A 19814-nucleotide genomic window follows, 5' to 3' on the forward strand; every position below is an offset into this window, starting at 1 on the left:
AATGCCTTACAGCGTGTCGAGGAAGCGACCGAACGTGGCAGCGTCCGGGTAGGAACTCTGGGTGCCCAGGCCCGTGACCGAGCAGGCGGAGTAGGCAACGGCCTGGGTCATGGCGCGGCGCATGTCACCGTCCTCGCTCCAGTGACGGGCGAAGCAACCGATGAAGGCATCACCGGCGCCGGTCGTGTCGCGGGCGTCGACTTTGATGCCCTCGACGCGGAATTCGCCCTGTTCGCCGACGTACAGCGCGCCCTTCTCGCCGAGAGTGACGATGACGTGGCGGATGCCGTCCTGCACCAATTGCAGCGCGGCCGCGCGGGCCGACTCCAGCGAATCGACGACCTGGCCCGTGACCAGCGCCAGTTCGGTTTCGTTGGGGATGAAGAAATCCAGTTGCGCCAGGTGCGATCGGCTCAGGCCCTTGACCGCCGGGGCCGGGTTGAGCAGCACCGGAATGCCGTTGGCCTTGGCGAAGTCGATGGCGTAGTAGACCGTTTCCAGATCGATCTCCAGCTGCAGCACGATCAGCTTGCAGTCGCGCAGCGCCGCACTGGCCGCGTCGATATCAGCTGGCTTGAGGTGCGCGTTGGCGCCTTTGACGATGAGGATGCTGTTGTGCGAATCGCTCTGCACGAAGATCGGCGCCACACCACTGGAGACGCCCGGCACGCGCTGGACGAATTGCGTGTCGATGCCGAAGCGCTGGAAGTTGGCCAGGGTGTTGTCGGCGAACATGTCGTCGCCGACCTTGCTCAGCATCAGCACCTCGGCGCCCAGCTTGGCGGCCGCCACGGCCTGATTGGCCCCCTTGCCGCCGCAACCCATGGCGAAATTCGGCGCTTCAAGGGTTTCCCCCTGGGCCGGCATCCGGTCGATGTAGGTGATCAGATCCACCATGTTGCTGCCGATGACCGCGATCTTGTTCATGTGTCGTTACCTTGTTCACGTCCATGGCAGGCACCACGGGCGTTATTATTTTTGTTATTTAAATAACAATTGTTGTGACTATTCAACCTCTTTTTTGTAGGGGGATAGCGGCGCATGAACGAAAACGGGCCAGACATCGCTGTCTGACCCGTTGAAAGCCCTGTTTTAGAGCGTTTTTGGCCATTCATCCAGTGGATCGCAATCGTTTGCGAATATCCCCGATTCCTGTAGGAGCTGGCTTGTCCTGCGACCGGCCGAAGGCCGTAAAATCAAGCAACTATGCTTTCCTGACACACCGCGTATACCGGTTTTACGACGACTTCGTCGCCGGTCGCAGGACAAGCCAGCTCCTACAAGGGTCGCGCAAAATTCGCTACATCAGGCAATACAACAACACGATATTGGCCACCAGCATCCCCAGCGCCGTCGGTACCTGCGCCTTGATCACCGCGTATTTGTCCGGCAACTCCAGCAGCGCCGCCGGGACGATGTTGTAGTTGGCCGCCATCGGCGTCATCAGCGTGCCGCAGTAGCCGGAAAACATGCCGATGGCCGCCATCACCGCCGGGTTGGCGCCGTACATGCCGACCAGCACCGGCACGCCGATACCGCCGGTCATCACCGGAAACGCGGCAAAACCGTTGCCCATGACGATGGTGAACAGCGCCATGCCCAGCACGTAGACCATCACCGCCACCAGACGGAAATCCAGGTTGATGTAGGCCGTCGCCAGATGCGCCACCGCCTTGCCGACCCCGGCGTCGTTGAACACCAGCCCGAGCATCGCCAGCATCTGCGGCAACACCAGCGCCCAGCCCAGTGCTTCGGTCAGGCGCCGCGATTCGCGCATGGCCTGCACCGGCGTGTCGCGGGTCAGCCAGCAGGCCAGCGCCAGAGCGATCAGGCTGCCGATGCCCAGCGAGACGAAAGTGCTGTTGGCCGGATCAAGCAGAAACACGTCACCGAACTTGATGTTCTTCAGCAGCATCGCGCCGATCACCGTCACCAGCGGGATCGCCAGCGCCGGAATGAACAGCTTGTTCTTCAGGCGCCCTGCACTCTCGCGACGAGCCTTTTCCGGCAGGTTGTCGACCTTGCCGAAACCGACGCCGCCAAAACCTGCAATCAACGCCATGACGATCACGCCAACGCCCACCCAAACCGGCGGCAGTCGATCACCGACCAGAAAAGCGATGGCAAACAGCGCCCAGAACAGCCCGGTGGTCCAGCGTTTCGGATTGCTGCGGTCGGTCACGCTCATGAACGCGGTGATCGCCAGAATCACCCCGGCCAGCCAGTACAGGTATTGAATGGAGATGATCATGGCGTGACCTCCTTGGCGGCAGTCGAGGTCGGCGTGGCGCCTTGCAATTCACGGCTCATCTGGCGGTCGAAACGGTGCAGGCGCACCGCGTGAATGACAAAGGCGCAGATCGCTGTCGGGATGCCCCACAAGGCGATGTGCATCGGTTCGACATCGATGCCGGAGCCGAGCAGGAAGGTGTGCATCAGGGCGATCGCACCGAAGGCGACAAAGATGTCCTCGCCGAAAAACAACCCGACGTTATCGGTCGCCGCACACAGCGACAGCAGCTTGATGCGCAGCTTTTCCGGCAGCTTGCCGAAACGCGATTCGGCGGCACCTTCGGCCATCGGCGCCAGCAGCGGCCGGACCATCTGCGGATGCCCGCCGAGGCTGGTCAGGCCCAGCGCAGCGGTGCTTTCACGGACGAACAGGTAGGCGATCAGCAGGCGTCCGGCGGTGGCGCCGGTAAACCGAGCGATCCAGTTCTGCGCATGCAGGCGCAGGCCGTGGCGTTCCAGCAGGCCGATCACCGCCAGCGGCAACAGGATGATCAGCGGCAAGGTGCGGGTCTTGATGAAACCGCTGCCGATGGTCGCCAGCAGCGTTTCCAGCGGCATGCTGGCCGCCAGCCCGGTGGCGAGCGCTGCCAGTGCTACCACCAGCATCGGATTGAAACGCAGAACGAAGCCCAGAACGATCACCAGCACGCCGAGCAGCGGCCAGAGGTTGATAGCGGTTTGCATGATGGGAATCTCGCTTCTGAAAAAAGACAGAATGTTCGGCCACTACACGGAACCCTGTGGGAGGGAGCCCTGCTCGCGAAGGCGTCAGGTCAGACACTCATGTTGTGAATGATTGACCGCATTCGCGAGCAGGGCTCCCTCCCACAAGAGATGCCGCGTCGTCCTACCACAACGGCACGGTGTAACTGACGATCAGCCGGTTCTCGTCCAGGTCATTGCCGAAGTTGGAGCGCACGGTCGCGTTGCGCCATTTCATGCCCAGATTCTTCAACGGGCCACTCTGGATCACATAACCGATATCGGTGTTGCGCTCCCATTCCTTGCCCTCGCCGCCCGCCGCGCGCTCGACGTTGTCGCCGGACACGTAACGGCTCATGAAGGTCAACCCCGGCACACCCAGCGCCGCAAAATCGTAGTCGTAGCGCAGTTGCCAGGAGCGCTCACGGGCATTGGCGAAATCGCCGATCTGGATGAAGTTGACCAGATACGGGTCGCTGCCGGCGATGTACGGAAACGGATCGTCGCCGCTCATGCGTTGATAGCCGACACCGAACGCATGGGCCGCCACCTTGTAGGTGAACATCGAACCGAACGCCTTGTTGTCCAGATCGCGAAAGTTACCGTCCTCGCGACTGCTGGCGTAACGCAGATCGGACTTCAGGCTCTGCCCCGCGCCCAACGGCAACACATGCACCAGTCCGCCGTAGTACTGCTGATAGACGTTTTCCAGCTGACCATAATGAGCGCTCAACGCCAGCTGCGGGGTGAGCTGATAATCGCCGCCGCCGAAGTTGAAGCTGTTGCTGGTGCCGCCGATGCGGTTGCCGCTCATCTCGGTGAAGTCCGACGAGCTGTTGGCCTTGATCCGGTCGATATGGCCGCCGGTGAACTTGAAGTTGTCCAGTTCTTGAGAGGTCAGCAGGCCGCCGCGAAAGGTCTGCGGCAACAGCCGGGTGTCATTGGAATTGATCACCGGGTCCTTGAAGAACAGCGAGCCGACTTTCAGCTCGGTCTTCGACACCTTCATCTTGGCGGTCAGGCCGAGCTTGGCGTAGTCGTCTTGAGAACCACCGGAAGAACGATCCGCTGGCAGCAGTCCGGTACCGGCAGTGCCGTCGCCGGAATCCAGTTTCAGCCCGAGCATGCCCAGCGCGTCCAACCCGAAACCGACGGTGCCGGCGGTGTAGCCCGATTGCAGGCGCAACAGGAAACCCTGTGCCCACTCTTCGGCCTTGTCACGGGCGCCGTCCTGGCGGAAATCGCGATTGAAGTAGAAATTGCGGGCTTCCAGTTCCCCTTTGCTGTCCGCGAAGAAGTCCGCCTGAGCGGTGATGCCGTAAGTCAGAGTGGCGCCGCCAACCAGCAGCGCGCAGACATATTTTTGATTGTTATAGGTCATTGAAGCCTCTTCCCATGAGCGCGCAGCGGCATGGCCGGCTGCTGGCAGAGCGCAGCTGATGAATGGGGTCGGGCGTCCGAAAACGCTGCGACCCTGAAGGCTGGACGCGTGGCTCGGCCTGGCGTGCAAACCGGCCGGCGTCGTACCTTTCTCGTGTCGGCGGCCATCTTTCGGCAGGCTGCGCGCCGCGTCCAACGGGAAAAAACCGCTATGCCCGATAAGATTTTCTGTTCAGGTACTCCCGTACTCATTGCCACTCGATATCAACGCAATGAGTGACTCTGTATCCGTCCTGCCCTTACACTTGCACTTCGGCATCAAGTTCTCTCTTGTTTTGCCCTTTCGGCCAATCGTTTACCTAGTTAAGGACATGCGTCATCGCTCCCGTTCAGGGCAGACCTTTCATAATTAAAACCTGAGCATTCAGTCAACAAACAAGGCCCCACACTAAAACAACAGCAGGCCGTTGAATCACCCTGTGGAATTAACATGCAAACTCTCTCCGCGGCCTTCGCGCAAGCGTTTATCGACGCCATATGTTTTGCCGAAACAAAAGTTCCACATCGGGTTATAAGCGCACCGGAAAGCAGCGACGGCTTTTCAGGCGTACACGCTGTTCCGATGCATGAACTCACACAGTTCTTTGCGCAGGCGCAACACCACACGGGTAACGAAGATATCGGCCTGTTGGCCTATCAGAGCGCCCATCCCGGCCATCTCGGTGCGCTGGGCTATGCCGTCATGTCCTGCCCGACGCTGCATGACGCACTGGCACGCATTGCCGAACACCACGCCATGATCGGCACCGGCTTCAGCATGTTTCTTGATGTCCACCCGACGACATTGAAGATCTCCGGGCTGTCGACCGCCTCGCAGAGCCCGTCGCTGCCCCGTGCGTTCATCGATGCGGTGGCGGCCATCACCCTGGGCCTGCTCCACTGGCTTGCACCCTCCGCGCGAATCCAGCCGGTCCAGGCCGAATTCACCTATCGCCAACCGGCTGACACCCGCCAGCTGGAGCAGTTGTTCGGCAGCAACCTGAGATTTTCGGCGACCGTCAACACGCTGACGTTCAGGCGCAGCGACGGCGACCTGCCGGTCGCCACATCCGACCCGTTGCTGCAGCAGATTCACGACGAATACCTGAAGCGGCGCCAGAGCGAACTGCACTCGGCAACGACCACGGCACGGGTCAAACGCATCATCGTGCAGCACCTGAGTCAGGGCCGGCCGCTGACCCTGGGCGACATCGCCCGGACGCTGGACAGCAGCGCACACCAGTTGACCCGCGCACTGGACAAGGAAGGCCAGCGCTTTCAGTCGCTGCTCGACCTCGTCCGTCAACAACAGAGTCGACACCTGCTGCTCAATACCACGCTGAGCCTGAAACAGATTGCCTATCGCATGGGGTTCAAGAACCAGAGCGCATTCAACAAAGCCTGTGAGCGATGGTTTGCGATGTCACCCGGTCGTTATCGAAGTAATCCCTCTTCCACCGCATGAAACGACGAAGACTAAGCCCGCACTAGACCATAGTTTCGAAGCCCGCCCGGGCCATATTGATTTTATTGTTATCCGCAGAGCACTTTCTTTTATCCCCGGCCCGACACGCCGTTAAAGCATCCATATAACGAGGTGAAAATTAAACTCAGGACTTGTCACGCCCGTGGATGGAATAACCGATGTTGCTAAGACGCTTTAAATTCGCTGCCCGTATTCGATTGTGTTTCGCCGTGGTCATCCTTGCATTGATCGGTGTCGGTGCCTTTGCGATGTTTCAGGCCAAGGTTATTCGTCAGGCGAGCCTGGTCATTGAACAAGATGCGCTGCCCGGCATTGCCCTGGGTGATGACATCACGCTGGCCGTCGCCAAGACCCGCCTGGGCGCCTTTCGTTTGCTGACCTCTGCCAACGAAACGTCGCTGGCCGCCAATTACGCGGCCCTCCTTGCCGACATCAATGATTTCGCGGCAGCGCAGGAAGCCTATCGGCCGCTGATCAGTGACGCTCATGAAAAAGACGTCTACACCCGTATCGGCACGCTGTTCGACCGCTACCGAGCCGATGCGACCCAGGTTCATCAATTCCTCCAGCAGGCGCGCTCGGCAGAGGCCTACGCGCTGGTGGACGGTGAAATGACGGCACTGGCGCAGCAGATGAACGCCGCGCTGGCAGAACTGGAACGGGTCAACGACGCCTCACAACAGGCGGCCAGTGCATCCGGGCAGACGGCTTACCGAATGTCGCTGCAAGTCACGCTGGCAGTGATCGTGCTGGCAACCCTGGGTGCCGCCGTCATCGCCCACAACCTGACGACCAGTATTGCCCGGCCCGTCGCGCTGGCGCTGGGCTCTGCCGAACGGATCGCGCACGGCGACCTGCGCAACACCTCGCTGGACAGCCACGGCGAGGATGAGGCGGCGCAACTGCTGCGCGCCGTGATCATCATGCGCGACAACCTCAGCAACACGCTGTCCGGGGTCTATCACGCCGCCGGCCAGCTCTCGGCGGCTGCCGAAGAGCTGAGCGCGCTGGTCAACAGCAGCAACAGCGACCTGCAGGCACAGAACAGCGAAATCGAGCAAACCGCCACTGCCGTGACCGAAATGAGCCAGGCCGTGGACGAGGTGGCGCGCAATGCGCTGAACACCTCCGATGAATCACGGGCTTCGCTGCAACTTGCGCAGAACGGGCAACAGGAACTCACCGCCACCCTCGGCGCCATCACCCGTCTCGACAGCAGCGTCAGCGGTGCATCCGAGCGTGCCGGTGAACTGGCCTCCAACACCCAGGAAATCAGCAAGGTGCTGGAGGTGATTCGTTCGGTGGCCGATCAGACCAATCTGCTGGCACTCAACGCCGCCATCGAAGCGGCACGGGCCGGTGAAGCCGGGCGCGGGTTTGCCGTGGTCGCCGACGAAGTGCGTTCGCTGGCGCATCGCACCAGCACCTCGACGATGGACATCGAGCGCATGATCGGACACATCCAGACCGGCACCCGAGAAACCGTGACGGCGCTGACCGACAGCGCAGAACAGGCGACACAGACCCGCAGCCAGGCCGCTTCGGCCAACACGGCGCTGGACGGCATCACCCGCACGGTCAACCGCATCGACGAACGCAACACGCTGATCGCCACCGCGTGTGAACAACAGGCGCTGGTGGCCAGAGACATCGACCGCAGCATCCTGCGGATCAGGGACCTTTCGATGCAGTCCTCGGTGCGCTCCGACCAGACCCGGGCAGCCAGTGAAGAGCTGGCGCAGATTGCCGTTGCGCTGAAGCAGCGCCTGGACGGTTTCAGCTTTGACTGAGCGCCGGCGACGCCTGCGCCTATACGGTGGACCTGCATGAAGATGGAACCGATCGACGAGTTGACCCATAGCCTGACGAGCCTGCTTGAAAGCATCGCCGAGCACAAATCCGGGCTGGACCCTCAGGGTCGCAAGTCTCTGCTCGACGCACTGCGCAAGCTGCTCAAGGCCACCGAAACGCTCAATGCGCAGGTTCAGACGCTGACCAGGCAACAGGCCGAAGTGCAGCGCCAGCGACCGCACCTGTATCTGGTGGATTAGGTCTTTCAGTCCCGTGCCGCGTGCCGTTCTCACGAAGGTCACGCCGCTGTCCAACAAGTAAATCTGCCGCAGCCCGATCAGAATTTCCGTTCGGGCACTGGCATGTAACCTGCTTTTTCCGGAGTCTGTATGACGACCATCGCCTGCACGGGTCCAACGTGCAGCGCGTGGCACCGCTCAATCGCTCAAGGAAATCGCTCGGTGAATCTCAAGTTTCTGGAAACCTTCGTCTGGGTCGCGCGGCTGAAAAGCTTCCGGCTCACGGCGGAAAAACTGTTCAGCACGCAGGCCTCTATCTCCAGCCGCATCGCCGCGCTGGAGGATGAAATGGGCGTGCGGCTGTTCGTGCGGGATTCCAAGGGCGTGTCGCTGACTACCGAAGGCGTGCGAGTGCTGGAATACGCCGAGCACATCATGGACACCGTGCAGAGCATGAAGGCTGCGATCAAGGACCCGAGCCAGGTGCGCGGGCGGATTCGCATCGGCGCCATGGATACGGTGATACACACCTGGCTCAGCCCGTTGGTAACACGGCTGATGAAGTGTTACCCGAATCTGGAGATCGAATTGACCGCCGAAACCGCGAGCAACCTCTGTTCGCAGTTGGAAAAAGGTTATCAGGACATCATTTTCCAGACCGACGTGCTGCGTCTGGACAGCGTGCGCAATGCCATTCTGGCGCGCTATCCACTGCACTGGGTGGTGCCGGCCGGCTCGGCGCTGGACCGTACCGGGGTGACGCTGGAGGACATCGCGCAGGAACGCATCGTGACCTTTTCGCGCAATTCACGGCCGCACCAGGACATTCTCAACATGCTGCACACGGCCAACATCATCACCCCGCGCATCAATTGTGTGAACTCGGCCTCAGCGATCACCAGACTGGTGCGCGACGGCTTCGGCATCGGCGCCCTGCCCGTGCCGCTGGTGCGCGGCGAACTGGCCCAGGGCGCGCTGACCCTGATCGAAAATGTGCCGCTCCCGCCGGTGATGGACATCGTCGCCAGCTGGCGCACCGGCGCGGGCATGGAACTGGTGGAAGACATCGTCGGCCTGACCCGCGAGGTGGTCGGCGAATACGCCAGCGAAATGCCGGTGGGGTATGTGCTGGAGGGTGGGGATGTCCTCTGACACGCCCTGCGGGGCGTGACCATTTTTGCCCTCCGGTTGCGCCGCTGACCAAAGGTCATGAGCACTGGCTTGCTGGCGACCGTTGTAGGAGCTGGCTTGTCCTGCGAGCGGCTGCGCAGCAGTCGTAAAACCTGACGACTATGCAGTCCTGACACACTGCGTTTACCGGTTTTACGACGACTCCGTCGCCGCTCGCAGGACAAGCCAGCTCCTACAGAAAACGCAACCGCCCGTAGGAGCGCGCGAACCGGATCAGCGCTTGATATCCAGCCGGCGCAAATGGCAGGTCACTTCTTCGCGGTCGTGGTACAGCTGTTTGCAGCCGATCGACACTTTCACGCCACGAGCCTTGAAGCCCTCCTCGATGCGATCAAGCAGGCGGCGCACTTCCGCGTAACGCTGCTTCATCGGCAGCTTGAGGTTGACCACTGCTTCCCGACATAACCCCTCACCCAGCCAGGTTTCCAGCAACGCCGCGCTGCGGGCGGGTTTCTCGACGATGTCGCAGACCATCCAGTCCACCGTCTGCCGTGGCTTGTAGGTGAAACCGTCGGCCATCAGATGCTGCACCAGCCCGGTGTCCATCAGGCTTTCAGCCATCGGCCCGTTGTCGATGGCGGTCACCAGCATGCCGCGCCGGACCAGTTGATAGGTCCAGCCGCCCGGCGCGGCGCCGAGGTCAACACCGGTCATGTCGCCGGACAGACGCTCGTCCCACTGATCACGGGGAATGAAGTGATGCCAGGCCTCTTCCAGTTTCAGGGTCGAACGGCTCGGCGCTTCACGGGGGAATTTCAGGCGCGGAATGCCCATGGGCCACATCGCCGAATTACCGGCGTCGGCCAACCCCAGAAACACCTCGCGGCCGCTTTTGAAAGTCAGCAACAGACGCGGCAGTTTCGCGTTGTCGACCAGCTTGCCGGCCTTCTCCAACGCCTTGCGCAGCGGCGCCTCGAACTTGCGACAGAAGGTCGACAGCTCCTTGCCATCATTGGTATCGACCACTTCCAGCCACACGCTGCCGCAGACCGGAAAATCGGCCATCTGTTCAAGAATGACGCTGATGCGGTCGGTTTCCGGCAAGGCGACAAACACCCCGCGCGCCCACTGCCGGGGGAAGATCAGGTCGACGAAACGCATGCCGTTCATCAGCCGTTCGGCACCGTCCGCCTCGGTGCAGACGAACTCGGCGCAGGCGCTGTCGGGCCGGGCCTTGGCATAACCGGCGACCGACAGACGCGCGGCGTGCTCGCTGATCTCCGAGCAGACTTCGCCTTCGAAACCGGGGCGGCAATGCATGAAAAGGGTGTTCACCGGCACTTCTCCACGGCGCACCGGCCGACTGGCGGGCGCACCTTATACTTGAGGACTGATTTCAGGGACTCGAAAGCGGCGCATGATAGCCGAATCAGGAACCACTGACTCGGCAACGGGGTCCAGTACAGTTCAATGACCTTGAAAGACGCCGACCAGAGCGCTGCAGAAAATGTCTTGCCAGAAAACCGATTGATTCACCGGTCCGTGCCGTGCGGACAGATCAAGGAGTTATTTCATGCCCTCGCTCGATAGCCTGAACAGTCTCAAAACGCTGGACGTCAACGGAAAAACCTATCACTACTTCAGTCTGCCGGAAGCGGCCAGGTCGCTGGGCGATCTGGACACGCTGCCGATGTCGCTCAAGGTGCTGCTGGAAAACCTGCTGCGCTGGGAAGACAACCAGACCGTCACCGGTGACGACCTCAAAGCCCTCGCCGCGTGGCTACAGGAGCGCAAATCCGACCGCGAAATCCAGTACCGCCCGGCGCGCGTATTGATGCAGGACTTCACCGGCGTGCCCGCCGTGGTCGACCTCGCCGCCATGCGCGCGGCGGTGGCCAAGGCCGGCGGCGACCCGCAGCGGATCAACCCGCTGTCACCGGTGGATCTGGTGATCGACCACTCGGTGATGGTCGACAAGTTCGGCGACCAACAGGCGTTCGGCGACAACGTCGACATCGAGATGCAGCGCAACGGCGAGCGTTACGCCTTTCTGCGCTGGGGTCAGAGCGCTTTCGACAACTTCAGCGTGGTGCCGCCGGGCACCGGTATCTGCCACCAGGTCAACCTCGAATACCTCGGCCGCACGGTGTGGACCAAAGAAGAAGACGGTCGCACCTACGCCTTCCCCGACACCCTGGTTGGCACCGACTCCCACACCACCATGATCAATGGCCTCGGCGTGCTCGGCTGGGGCGTCGGCGGCATCGAAGCAGAAGCGGCCATGCTCGGCCAGCCGGTGTCGATGCTGATTCCGGAAGTGGTCGGCTTCAAGCTGACCGGCAAGCTCAAGGAAGGCATCACTGCCACCGACCTGGTGCTGACCGTGACGCAGATGCTGCGCAAGAAAGGCGTGGTCGGCAAATTCGTCGAATTCTACGGCGATGGCCTGGCCGACCTGCCGCTGGCCGACCGCGCGACCATCGCCAACATGGCCCCGGAATACGGCGCCACCTGCGGTTTCTTCCCGGTCGATGAGGTGACCCTGGAATACCTGCGCCTGTCCGGCCGGCCCGATGACACGGTCAAGCTGGTGGAGGCCTACTGCAAGGCTCAGGGCCTGTGGCGCCTGCCCGGTCAGGCACCGGTGTTCACCGATGCGCTGGAGCTGGACATGGGTTCGGTCGTCGCCAGCCTCGCCGGTCCGAAACGGCCACAGGACCGCGTGCCACTGCCGGACGTCGCCCAGGCGTTCAGCGATTTCCTCGGCCTGGCGCTGAAACCCAGCAAACATGACGAAAGCCGCCTGGAAAGCGAAGGCGGCGGTGGCGTCGCCGTGGGCAATGCCGAGCAAGTCGGCGAAGCCGAGTATGAATACGAAGGCAATCGCTATCGCCTGAAAAACGGCGCGGTGGTGATCGCCGCCATCACCTCCTGCACCAACACCTCCAACCCCAGCGTGATGATGGCCGCTGGCCTGTTGGCGAAGAAGGCAGTGGAGAAAGGCCTGCAGCGCAAGCCGTGGGTGAAAAGCTCGCTGGCGCCGGGCTCGAAAGTGGTCACCGACTACTACAAGGCAGCGGGCCTGACCGAGTACCTCGACAAGCTGGGTTTCGATCTGGTCGGTTACGGTTGCACCACCTGCATCGGCAACTCCGGACCGTTGCGCGACCCCATCGAAAAAGCCATTCAACAATCGGATCTGACCGTCGCCTCGGTGCTGTCCGGCAACCGCAACTTTGAAGGTCGCGTGCATCCACTGGTGAAAACCAACTGGCTGGCGTCTCCGCCGCTGGTAGTGGCTTACGCCCTGGCCGGCAGCGTGCGCGTCGACCTGAGCAGCGAGCCGCTGGGCGAAGGCAGCGACGGTCAGCCGGTGTACCTGCGCGATATCTGGCCGACCCAGAAGGAGATCGCCGAAGCGGTGATGAAGGTCGACACCGGCATGTTCCACAAGGAATACGCCGAAGTGTTCGCCGGCGACGAACAATGGCAAGCCATCGAGGTGCCACAAGCGGCGACTTATGTGTGGCAGGACGATTCCACCTACATCCAGCACCCGCCGTTCTTCGACGACGTGGCCGGGCCGCTGCCGGTGATTGCTGACGTGAGCAAGGCCCGCGTACTGGCGATACTCGGCGACTCGGTGACCACCGACCACATCTCCCCTGCCGGCAACATCAAGGCCGACAGCCCGGCGGGTCGTTACCTGCGCAGCAAGGGCGTGGAACCTAAAGACTTCAACTCTTATGGTTCACGGCGCGGCAACCACGAAGTGATGATGCGCGGCACCTTCGCCAATATCCGCATCCGCAACGAAATGCTCGGCAACGAGGAAGGCGGCTACACCCTGCATGTGCCGACCGATGAAAAATTGCCGATCTACGACGCAGCCATGCGCTATCAGCAGGAAGGCACACCGCTGGTGATCGTTGCTGGCCAGGAATACGGCACCGGCTCCAGCCGCGACTGGGCGGCCAAGGGCACCAATCTGCTGGGGGTGAAGGCGGTGATTGCGGAAAGCTTCGAGCGCATCCACCGTTCCAACCTGGTAGGCATGGGCGTGTTGCCGTTGCAGTTCAAGAACGGCCAGAGCCGCAAGACGCTGGCGTTGACCGGCAAGGAAACCGTCGACATCAGCGGCCTGACCGGCGCCACCCTGCAACCGCGCATGGACCTGACACTGCACATCACCCGGGAAAACGGCCAGCAGGAGGACGTCGAAGTGCTGTGCCGGATCGACACCTTGAACGAAGTGGAATACTTCAAGGCGGGTGGCATCCTGCACTACGTGCTGCGGCAGTTGATTACCGCGTAAGGCGGTTGAGGATCTGTGACAGCTACCGAGTTACAGAGTGTGGGAGCGCGGCTTGCCCGCGAAGGTGTCAGGCCAGACAACGCGATGTCGACTGCCCTGCCAGCTTCGCGGGCAAGCCCGCTCCCACAGGTTCTGGGGACATGCGATAGAGATGCGGAAACCACAAATCCTGTAGGAGTGAGCTCTGCTCGCGATAGCGTCGACCCAGACAATGCGGTATCGCCTGCCCCACCGCCATCGCGAGCAGAGCTCCCTCCCACTGAGATTTGCGGTGGCTCCAGACATTTCACATACCCACAAATCCCCGTAGCAGTCCGGCTTGCCGACGGCGACGCCCTTGAGATCACCATCGCTTCTGCCTCGGGCCGAAGGCCGTGGGGGCGTGGCTTGCCCGCGAAGGCGTCAGGTCAGACAACGCGACGTCGACTGGCTTGCCAACTTCGCGGGCAAGCCCGCTCCCACAGGGACTTGTGGTGTACTCAGTTTTTTTCGCCACACTCGGAAACCCCTGACAGCATCTTCTGACACCTTCAGCCGTTTCCCACATGCGCCAGCGTTTAATCAACGCTAGAATCGCCAGCCTGATCCGACACTCAAGGACGACACCATGTCGGTGCAACGCTGGACCACCCTGATTCTGCTGGCGCTGGGCTATTGCCTGGCGTTGACCTACGGGCAATTGAGCCTTCCGGTGGCGGTCACCTTCGGTCTGTTGATCATGGCCGGTGTCTGTGTCAGCCAATTCCCTCACTGGGCGGTACGCGGCTTCGGTCATGTGCTGTTTCTCGCGCTGGCCGCGGGGCTTGCCAGCCACTGGTTGCCCGGCTTCTATAGCGCGCGGGTCATCGCCGCCGTGCGCTTCAGCCCGGAAGCCGCGCCGTTCTCGATGTACCTGAACCTCGACAAACCGCTGATCGGCCTGTGGATCGCCGTCGCCTGCCCGTGGGTGTTTGCCGCGATCACGTGGCGCCGCTCACTGGCCACGACCGCTCTGGCCCTGATCTTCACCACCACCCTGTGCCTGATGGGCGCGCAAGCACTGGGCCTCACCGGCTGGGCGCCGAAATGGCCGGAGCAGGCTGGCATCTGGGCCGTCAACAACCTGCTGCTGGTGTGCCTGACCGAAGAGCTGCTGTTCCGTGGCTACATTCAGGGCGGGCTGGCGCGGCTGCTCCACCGCCTGCCCTGGCATCAGCCGCTGGCGATTCTGCTGGCGTCGACGGTATTCGGCCTGACCCATCTGGGCGCCGGCTGGCAATGGGCGTTGCTGGCCGGTATTGCCGGGGTCGGCTACGGGATCGCCTACCGCTTCGGTGGCCTGCCAGCGGCGGTTGTCACCCATTTCGGCCTGAACCTGACCCACTTCGCCCTGTTCACCTACCCGATGTTCTATCGCTGAGTATTGACCTGCGACAACCCGACTCATCTCTCGGCCCACATCGCGCTTAACTTAGCGGTCAACGCGCCGATAACCTCTGAAAGCCTTTCCGGATTGAATAGCTCATGCGCAATAACCAGCCCGTCACCCAACGCGAACGGACCTTTCCTGCCCAGCAACGGTTGATTTCGACCACCGACACACGTGGGGTCATCACCTATTGCAACGACGCGTTCGTTGAAATCAGCGGCTTTTCCCGCGACGAGCTGATCAAGTCCCCGCACAACACCGTGCGCCATCCCGACGTGCCGTCCGCCGTGTTCGAGCACATGTGGAGCACCCTCAAGCAGGGCCTGCCGTGGATGGGCATCGTCAAGAACCGTTGCAAGAACGGCGATCATTACTGGGTCAACGCCTACGTCACTCCGGTCTTCGACAAGCAGCAAGTGATCGGCTACGAGTCGGTGCGGGTCAAGCCCACGCCTGAGCAGATCCGCCGCGCCGAAGCGCTGTACCTGCGCCTGAACAGTGGCAAGTCCGCCGTGCCGAACCGCGACAAGTGGCTGCCGGTGCTGCAGGACTGGTTGCCGTTCATCATGGTCAGCCAGTTGAGCTTCCTGATCGGTGTCTGGCTCAACTCCTACTGGGGCTTCGCCCTTGCCGCTGCGCTGTCGGTACCGCTGGGCCTGCTCGGCCTGAGCTGGCAGCAGCGCGGCATCAAGCGCCTGCTGCGCCTGGCCGAACAGACCACCTCCGACCCGCTGATCGCGCAGATGTACACCGATAGCCGTGGCGCCCAGGCCCGTCTGGAAATGTCCATCCTCAGCCAGGAAGCGCGCCTGAAAACCTGCCTGACCCGTCTGCAGGACACCGCCGAGCACCTCAATGCTCAGGCGCAGCAGTCCGACAGCCTGGCCCAGGCCAGTTCCGACGGTCTGGAACGCCAGCGCGTGGAGACCGAACAGGTCGCCACCGCCGTCAACGAGATGGCCGCGACCACTCAGGAAGTCGCCAGCCATGTGCAGCGCACCGCCGATGCCACCCAACAGGCCAATGAGCTGACCCGTCGCGGTCGCGACATCGCCAACGACACCCGCGAAGCCATCCAGCGTCTGTCGGCCTCGGTCGGTGAAACCGGCCTGACCGTCACTCAGTTGGCCAAGGACAGCGACGAAATCGGCGGCGTGGTCGATGTGATCAAAGGCATCGCCGACCAGACCAACCTGCTGGCCCTCAACGCCGCCATCGAAGCCGCCCGCGCCGGTGAAATGGGCCGTGGCTTCGCCGTGGTCGCCGACGAAGTGCGCCAACTGGCCCAGCGCACCAGCGAGTCCACCGGGCAGATTCACGCGCTGATCGCCAAGCTGCAGCAGACCGCCAACGATGCCGTGCAGACCATGGAAACCGGCCGCCGTCAGGCCGAGGCCGGGGTCGAGCAGGTCATGGAAGCGGACAAGGCCCTGGTCGGCATCAGCGATGCCGTGGCCCACATCACCGACATGACCACGCAGATCGCCGCCGCGACCGAAGAACAAAGCTCGGTGGCCGAGGAAGTCAGCCGCAACATCACCACCATCGCCCAACTGGCCGACCAGACCTCCGACGAGGCCCGGCGCTCGGCAACCCTGAGTGCCGAACTGACCCACACGGCACACAGCCAGTACTCGCTGGTGGAGCGCTTCAACCGCTGAACCCCGCCCTGTTCAAAGAAGCCCCGGTGACCCTGTCACCGGGGCTTTTTTATGCGCCCTCCTGTTACCTGAGAAAAGTAGGAAGTTTCTGATTTTTTACGCCAGACATGCATTCAACCCCGCAAACAGCTTTTTCTCACAACAGCAGGCTTGACAGCTTCGCCACAACACTATTAGTTCCACATCAGTTGCATAGAAATAAATAACACCCCGAACAAGATTTAATGTGATCACTCAACTCGCATTTGCTTGCCTCATTGAACAGGAACACCTGACGCTTGCCGAAAACCGATTTAGTTACAACTGTAACCAAACATTTTCACCATCCAATCGCACCAAGACGGGCAGCCACACCCCGCATTTGCTGGGAAAAACCGCCAAGCGCGCGGCCCTTTCGGCTGACCTGAAAAAAACAAGAAGCCAATAGCCTACGGCAACAACGGATATTTTTCATTTACAAGCACACGCTGCAAACGCACTCAACATACATATCTATAGGCTTTTCAGAGAAGGCAGTAAAAAACCATGACATTCATAAAAGCGATAACGTTTCAAGCGTTACAACACCCTGTAACAAGCCACGCCAAGTCATGTAGCGGTGGCGTAATTGACAGCTCTTTTGTTCGAATCGAACATACCAATCTCCTGCGCCCGACCCTGCATTTCAGCTGTACACGTCTGAGCGTCTGAACATTCGCCTAACCGATCCAGTCAAGGAGTTTTCATGGCAGACGAAATGGATATCAAGCCGAACGATCCGGACCCAACCCCAGACAGCGATGGCGAACACAATCCTTTGCCTTGCGCTCAACCTACCCCGCCCGATCTCCCGACGAGCCCGTCGGCCGAAGAAGGTGTCGCCGTCTACGCCAACCTGTTGCAGAACGCCCCCGGTTTTCCCTGGCAGCCGGTCAGCGACGGCAAGGATGCTCAGGTCTGTTTCGACGCCCCCTACATCACCGCAGGCAACGCCGACGCCCTGAGCGATGCGCAACTGATTGCCGGCATCTTCGTCAACATCCCACGCTCGCACCGGCTGTGGGTCGGCGATCAGCTGAAGCTGCGCTGGGGTTACAACACGTTCTACACCACCGTGGGTGAAGCCAAGGGGCGTGGCGGCCCACGGCTGACCCAGTATTTGAACAGCGAACGGCTTGCCGACTACGAGAACGGTGTGGTCGAAGTGCGTTACGAAGTCGTGCGCCGCTCCAGGCTGGTCGGCATTTCGCACACATTGCTCGTCACCCTGCTCGGCCAGAGTAAAGGGCGCTACCGCTCCTCCAGCCGTACCCGCGCCATGCGCCGACGCAAACCCCGCCTGTAACCCATGAAAAAGCCCCGGCTACCTTGCGGTAACCGGGGCCGGTTGCAGCGACATCAACTCACGTCATGGTCAGAACGCCACGCGCAGACCGACATTCGCCCCCCAGGGTTGCTCGACATGCTTGCCTTTCATGTAGTCGAAATCAGCATGCACCTGCACCCGCTCGGACAACGACACCGACAAGCCCGCACCCAGCTCGGCCCGCGAGCCGAACAGGTCGTTGTCGAAACGCTGACCGTTGATCTTCACGTCATTGCTGCGGGAAAACTCATGGGCCACGGCCGCACGCACATAAGGCTGCACCACACCACCATCCTTGAGCGCGAAACTGCGGCCCAACGTGGTGCCGACCTTGCCCAGCACCGACTGGGTCTGGTCGTTCTTCGCCCGCAGGCCGTTGTCCAGCGTGTAGCTGTCGCCATCGAGCCACACCGCCGACAGCTGCGCGTACGGTTCAACGAAGTAGTCGTCGGTCAGCTTGATGTGCTTGCCGAACTCCACCGAACCACCGAGCGCCATGGTGTCGTAATTGCCCTTGGATTTGCTGCCATCGCTCATCGCCACTTTCGACTCGTTGTGCAGCTTGTTGACCTTCACCACACCGTCCAGGTAGTAGCCATCGTCCGCCAGCCAGGTGCCATAAGCGCCGATGTAGTAACTGTCGACCTTGCCCGATGTGCCGCGACTCAAGTCCAGATCAGACTGGCTGTAACCGCCCATCAGACCCAGCAACAGATGACCTTCACTGACAGCCACCGGCCCATCAGCACCGAACGACAAGCCCTGCTGCTTCTGCTTGTAATCGACACCGGACGCCAACGACGTGTTGAAGCGGTTGCCGTAGCTGCGAATCCAGCCACCGCCCTCTTCCCGCCCACGGACTTCGCCCATGCGGCTGCGCAAGGTCGACAGTTCGCTGTTCCACAACGTCGGCCCGGCGTTGAACAGCGCCAGCACACTGCCTGCCGACGGGCTGATGGTCCTGCCGGAACCGACGATGAACCAGTCGTTGCCCTGCTGCTCCAGCATGTAGGAATACGCCCCGAGATCGGCACGGCCACCCACCAGCCCGAACTGCGCATCGCCTCCCCCGGTGTGCACCACCTGCAACGCATCGAACGACTGCGGCACCGCCTCGGTCCCGGTGTTCTGCACGTTGAGCAGATGGATGCCATTGGCCTCGCCGGTGACGTTGAGCAAGTCGCTGCTGGCGTTATCCAGGTTGATGCGCATATCGAAGGTGCCACGTCCGCCCAGCTCGCCAACGGTCAGGGTGTTGCTCCCTGCCCCGGCAAAACTGACGCGGCCGTCCCCCAGCTCCAGCTTGCGCAGATCGTTATCCCCCGCCAACGTCCAGCGCGACCCGGAATTGAGCGTCAGGCTGTCGCCGTTGATCACGTTCCCCGTCAGCGCTGCACGGTTCTGCAACGTGACCGTCATACGGCTACCGTCCTCGGCAAACAGATTGCCGGTGAGACGACTGTCGTCGACGATCAGGTCAAGCTCGCCCTTGTCATGGACCTCGATAAGGTTGCCGTTGCCGGCGAGGAGCTGGGCGTTGTTTTGCAGGGTGATGGTGGCTTTGGCGGGAGTTTTACCGCTGACACTGTCAAGTTTAATAGCTGGACCGGAATATCCTTGCACGGAGGAGTTGTCGATAAGAACGGAACTGGGGCCAAGGTCGCGACCTCCTGGCGTAAGCTCCGTCCAGACATGCATCCCGAGACCTTCTCCCTCAATAACGCTGCCATCACTCACTATCACTTTGGAGGAAAGAACACTGATTCCCCTCCCCACACCATTGATCTCTCCAACAGATTTCACACGAGTATTCGAAAGAGTGGCCTCACTACCGCCAACGGCCAAACCAGTCCCCGTACCTTCAATTCGGCTATCGCGAATACTGGCCTTAGAAGCAGTATCGCCAGATCTGACAAGGCTTAGCCCAGCCTTACTCCCTCCCAGAATGGTAGCGCGCTCAGCGTTCAGCACGCTGCCCCCCAAACTCACAGCAGCTTGCTGCTCTCCCTGCCTGTCAACGGCATG

The 19814-nt window shown here is 61.4% G+C and carries 15 protein-coding genes; 9 read left to right on the forward strand and 6 right to left on the reverse strand.

Annotated elements, in window-relative coordinates; all coding sequences use genetic code 11:
- Positions 1–6: 6 nt before the first annotated feature.
- The 4 genes from rbsK to ACIPL0_RS11535 all read right to left on the reverse strand — a co-directional run bounded on the left by rbsK (position 7) and on the right by ACIPL0_RS11535 (position 4375).
- A complete protein-coding gene (gene rbsK / locus ACIPL0_RS11520) occupies positions 7–927 on the reverse strand; it encodes a ribokinase (RefSeq protein ID WP_400600147.1) in 921 nt (306 codons plus the stop codon).
- Between the two features lie 373 nt (positions 928–1300).
- The gene (locus tag ACIPL0_RS11525) at positions 1301–2251 is read right to left on the reverse strand and encodes a DUF979 domain-containing protein (RefSeq protein WP_400600148.1); all 951 of its coding nucleotides are present in this window, start codon (positions 2249–2251) and stop codon (positions 1301–1303) included.
- Positions 2248–2976 (reverse strand): DUF969 domain-containing protein, encoded by a 729-nt coding sequence (locus tag ACIPL0_RS11530; protein ID WP_400600150.1) that lies wholly within the window; start codon positions 2974–2976, stop codon positions 2248–2250. Before ACIPL0_RS11530 ends, ACIPL0_RS11525 begins: the two co-directional genes overlap by 4 nt.
- A 163-nt stretch (positions 2977–3139) precedes the next feature.
- Positions 3140–4375 carry an OprD family porin gene (locus tag ACIPL0_RS11535; protein ID WP_400600152.1) on the reverse strand — a complete coding sequence of 412 codons (1236 nt, stop codon included), beginning with the start codon at positions 4373–4375 and terminating at the stop codon, positions 3140–3142.
- 621 nt (positions 4376–4996) lie between these two features.
- On the opposite strand from ACIPL0_RS11535, the gene ACIPL0_RS11540 reads away from it, so the two are divergent.
- The 4 genes from ACIPL0_RS11540 to ACIPL0_RS11555 all read left to right on the forward strand — a co-directional run bounded on the left by ACIPL0_RS11540 (position 4997) and on the right by ACIPL0_RS11555 (position 9081).
- Positions 4997–5878, forward strand: a complete 882-nt coding sequence (locus ACIPL0_RS11540; RefSeq protein ID WP_400600154.1) for an AraC family transcriptional regulator — start codon at positions 4997–4999, stop codon at positions 5876–5878.
- Between the two features lie 179 nt (positions 5879–6057).
- Positions 6058–7689 (forward strand): methyl-accepting chemotaxis protein, encoded by a 1632-nt coding sequence (locus tag ACIPL0_RS11545; protein WP_400600156.1) that lies wholly within the window; start codon positions 6058–6060, stop codon positions 7687–7689.
- A gap of 36 nt (positions 7690–7725) precedes the next feature.
- Positions 7726–7950 carry a hypothetical protein gene (locus tag ACIPL0_RS11550; RefSeq protein ID WP_400600158.1) on the forward strand — a complete coding sequence of 75 codons (225 nt, stop codon included), beginning with the start codon at positions 7726–7728 and terminating at the stop codon, positions 7948–7950.
- A gap of 201 nt (positions 7951–8151) precedes the next feature.
- Positions 8152–9081, forward strand: a complete 930-nt coding sequence (locus ACIPL0_RS11555; RefSeq protein ID WP_400600160.1) for a LysR family transcriptional regulator — start codon at positions 8152–8154, stop codon at positions 9079–9081.
- Positions 9082–9333: 252 nt separating this feature from the next.
- Here ACIPL0_RS11555 and rlmM read toward each other — a convergent pair whose 3' ends face one another.
- Complete coding sequence (gene rlmM / locus ACIPL0_RS11560) at positions 9334–10395, reverse strand: 23S rRNA (cytidine(2498)-2'-O)-methyltransferase RlmM (protein WP_400600162.1); 1062 nt, start codon at positions 10393–10395, stop codon at positions 9334–9336.
- 238 nt (positions 10396–10633) lie between these two features.
- Here rlmM and acnA point away from each other — a divergent pair, with 238 nt between their 5' ends.
- From acnA to ACIPL0_RS11585, 5 genes are all read left to right on the forward strand, one after another.
- Complete coding sequence (gene acnA, locus ACIPL0_RS11565) at positions 10634–13375, forward strand: aconitate hydratase AcnA (RefSeq protein ID WP_400600164.1); 2742 nt, start codon at positions 10634–10636, stop codon at positions 13373–13375.
- A gap of 607 nt (positions 13376–13982) precedes the next feature.
- The gene (locus tag ACIPL0_RS11570; RefSeq protein WP_400600166.1) at positions 13983–14774 is read left to right on the forward strand and encodes a lysostaphin resistance A-like protein; all 792 of its coding nucleotides are present in this window, start codon (positions 13983–13985) and stop codon (positions 14772–14774) included.
- Positions 14775–14878: 104 nt separating this feature from the next.
- On the forward strand, positions 14879–16444 hold the full coding sequence (locus ACIPL0_RS11575; protein ID WP_400600168.1) for a methyl-accepting chemotaxis protein: 1566 nt from the start codon (positions 14879–14881) through the stop codon (positions 16442–16444).
- Between the two features lie 226 nt (positions 16445–16670).
- Complete coding sequence (locus ACIPL0_RS11580; RefSeq protein ID WP_400600169.1) at positions 16671–16871, forward strand: hypothetical protein; 201 nt, start codon at positions 16671–16673, stop codon at positions 16869–16871.
- A 297-nt stretch (positions 16872–17168) separates the two neighbouring features.
- Positions 17169–17768, forward strand: coding sequence for a hypothetical protein (locus ACIPL0_RS11585; RefSeq protein WP_400600170.1), 600 nt, complete (start codon positions 17169–17171; stop codon positions 17766–17768).
- Between the two features lie 69 nt (positions 17769–17837).
- Here ACIPL0_RS11585 and ACIPL0_RS11590 read toward each other — a convergent pair whose 3' ends face one another.
- Positions 17838–19412: an autotransporter outer membrane beta-barrel domain-containing protein gene (locus ACIPL0_RS11590; protein WP_400600172.1), complete on the reverse strand. Its 1575-nt coding sequence runs from the start codon at positions 19410–19412 to the stop codon at positions 17838–17840.
- Positions 19413–19814 lie beyond the last annotated feature (402 nt).

The organism is Pseudomonas sp. NPDC090208 (assembly GCF_044746785.1).
Lineage (GTDB): Bacteria > Pseudomonadota > Gammaproteobacteria > Pseudomonadales > Pseudomonadaceae > Aquipseudomonas.

Excerpts from the sequence above, each read along its gene's own strand:
- rbsK (WP_400600147.1), bottom strand. The coding sequence starts at position 927 with ATGAACAAGATCGCGGTCATCGGCAGCAACATGGTGGATCTGATCACC.
- ACIPL0_RS11525 (WP_400600148.1), bottom strand. The coding sequence starts at position 2,251 with ATGATCATCTCCATTCAATACCTGTACTGGCTGGCCGGGGTGATTCTG.
- ACIPL0_RS11530 (WP_400600150.1), bottom strand. The coding sequence starts at position 2,976 with ATGCAAACCGCTATCAACCTCTGGCCGCTGCTCGGCGTGCTGGTGATC.
- ACIPL0_RS11535 (WP_400600152.1), bottom strand. The coding sequence starts at position 4,375 with ATGACCTATAACAATCAAAAATATGTCTGCGCGCTGCTGGTTGGCGGC.
- ACIPL0_RS11540 (WP_400600154.1), top strand. The coding sequence starts at position 4,997 with ATGCATGAACTCACACAGTTCTTTGCGCAGGCGCAACACCACACGGGT.
- ACIPL0_RS11545 (WP_400600156.1), top strand. The coding sequence starts at position 6,058 with ATGTTGCTAAGACGCTTTAAATTCGCTGCCCGTATTCGATTGTGTTTC.
- ACIPL0_RS11550 (WP_400600158.1), top strand. The coding sequence starts at position 7,726 with ATGAAGATGGAACCGATCGACGAGTTGACCCATAGCCTGACGAGCCTG.
- acnA (WP_400600164.1), top strand. The coding sequence starts at position 10,634 with ATGCCCTCGCTCGATAGCCTGAACAGTCTCAAAACGCTGGACGTCAAC.
- ACIPL0_RS11570 (WP_400600166.1), top strand. The coding sequence starts at position 13,983 with ATGTCGGTGCAACGCTGGACCACCCTGATTCTGCTGGCGCTGGGCTAT.
- ACIPL0_RS11575 (WP_400600168.1), top strand. The coding sequence starts at position 14,879 with ATGCGCAATAACCAGCCCGTCACCCAACGCGAACGGACCTTTCCTGCC.
- ACIPL0_RS11585 (WP_400600170.1), top strand. The coding sequence starts at position 17,169 with ATGGCAGACGAAATGGATATCAAGCCGAACGATCCGGACCCAACCCCA.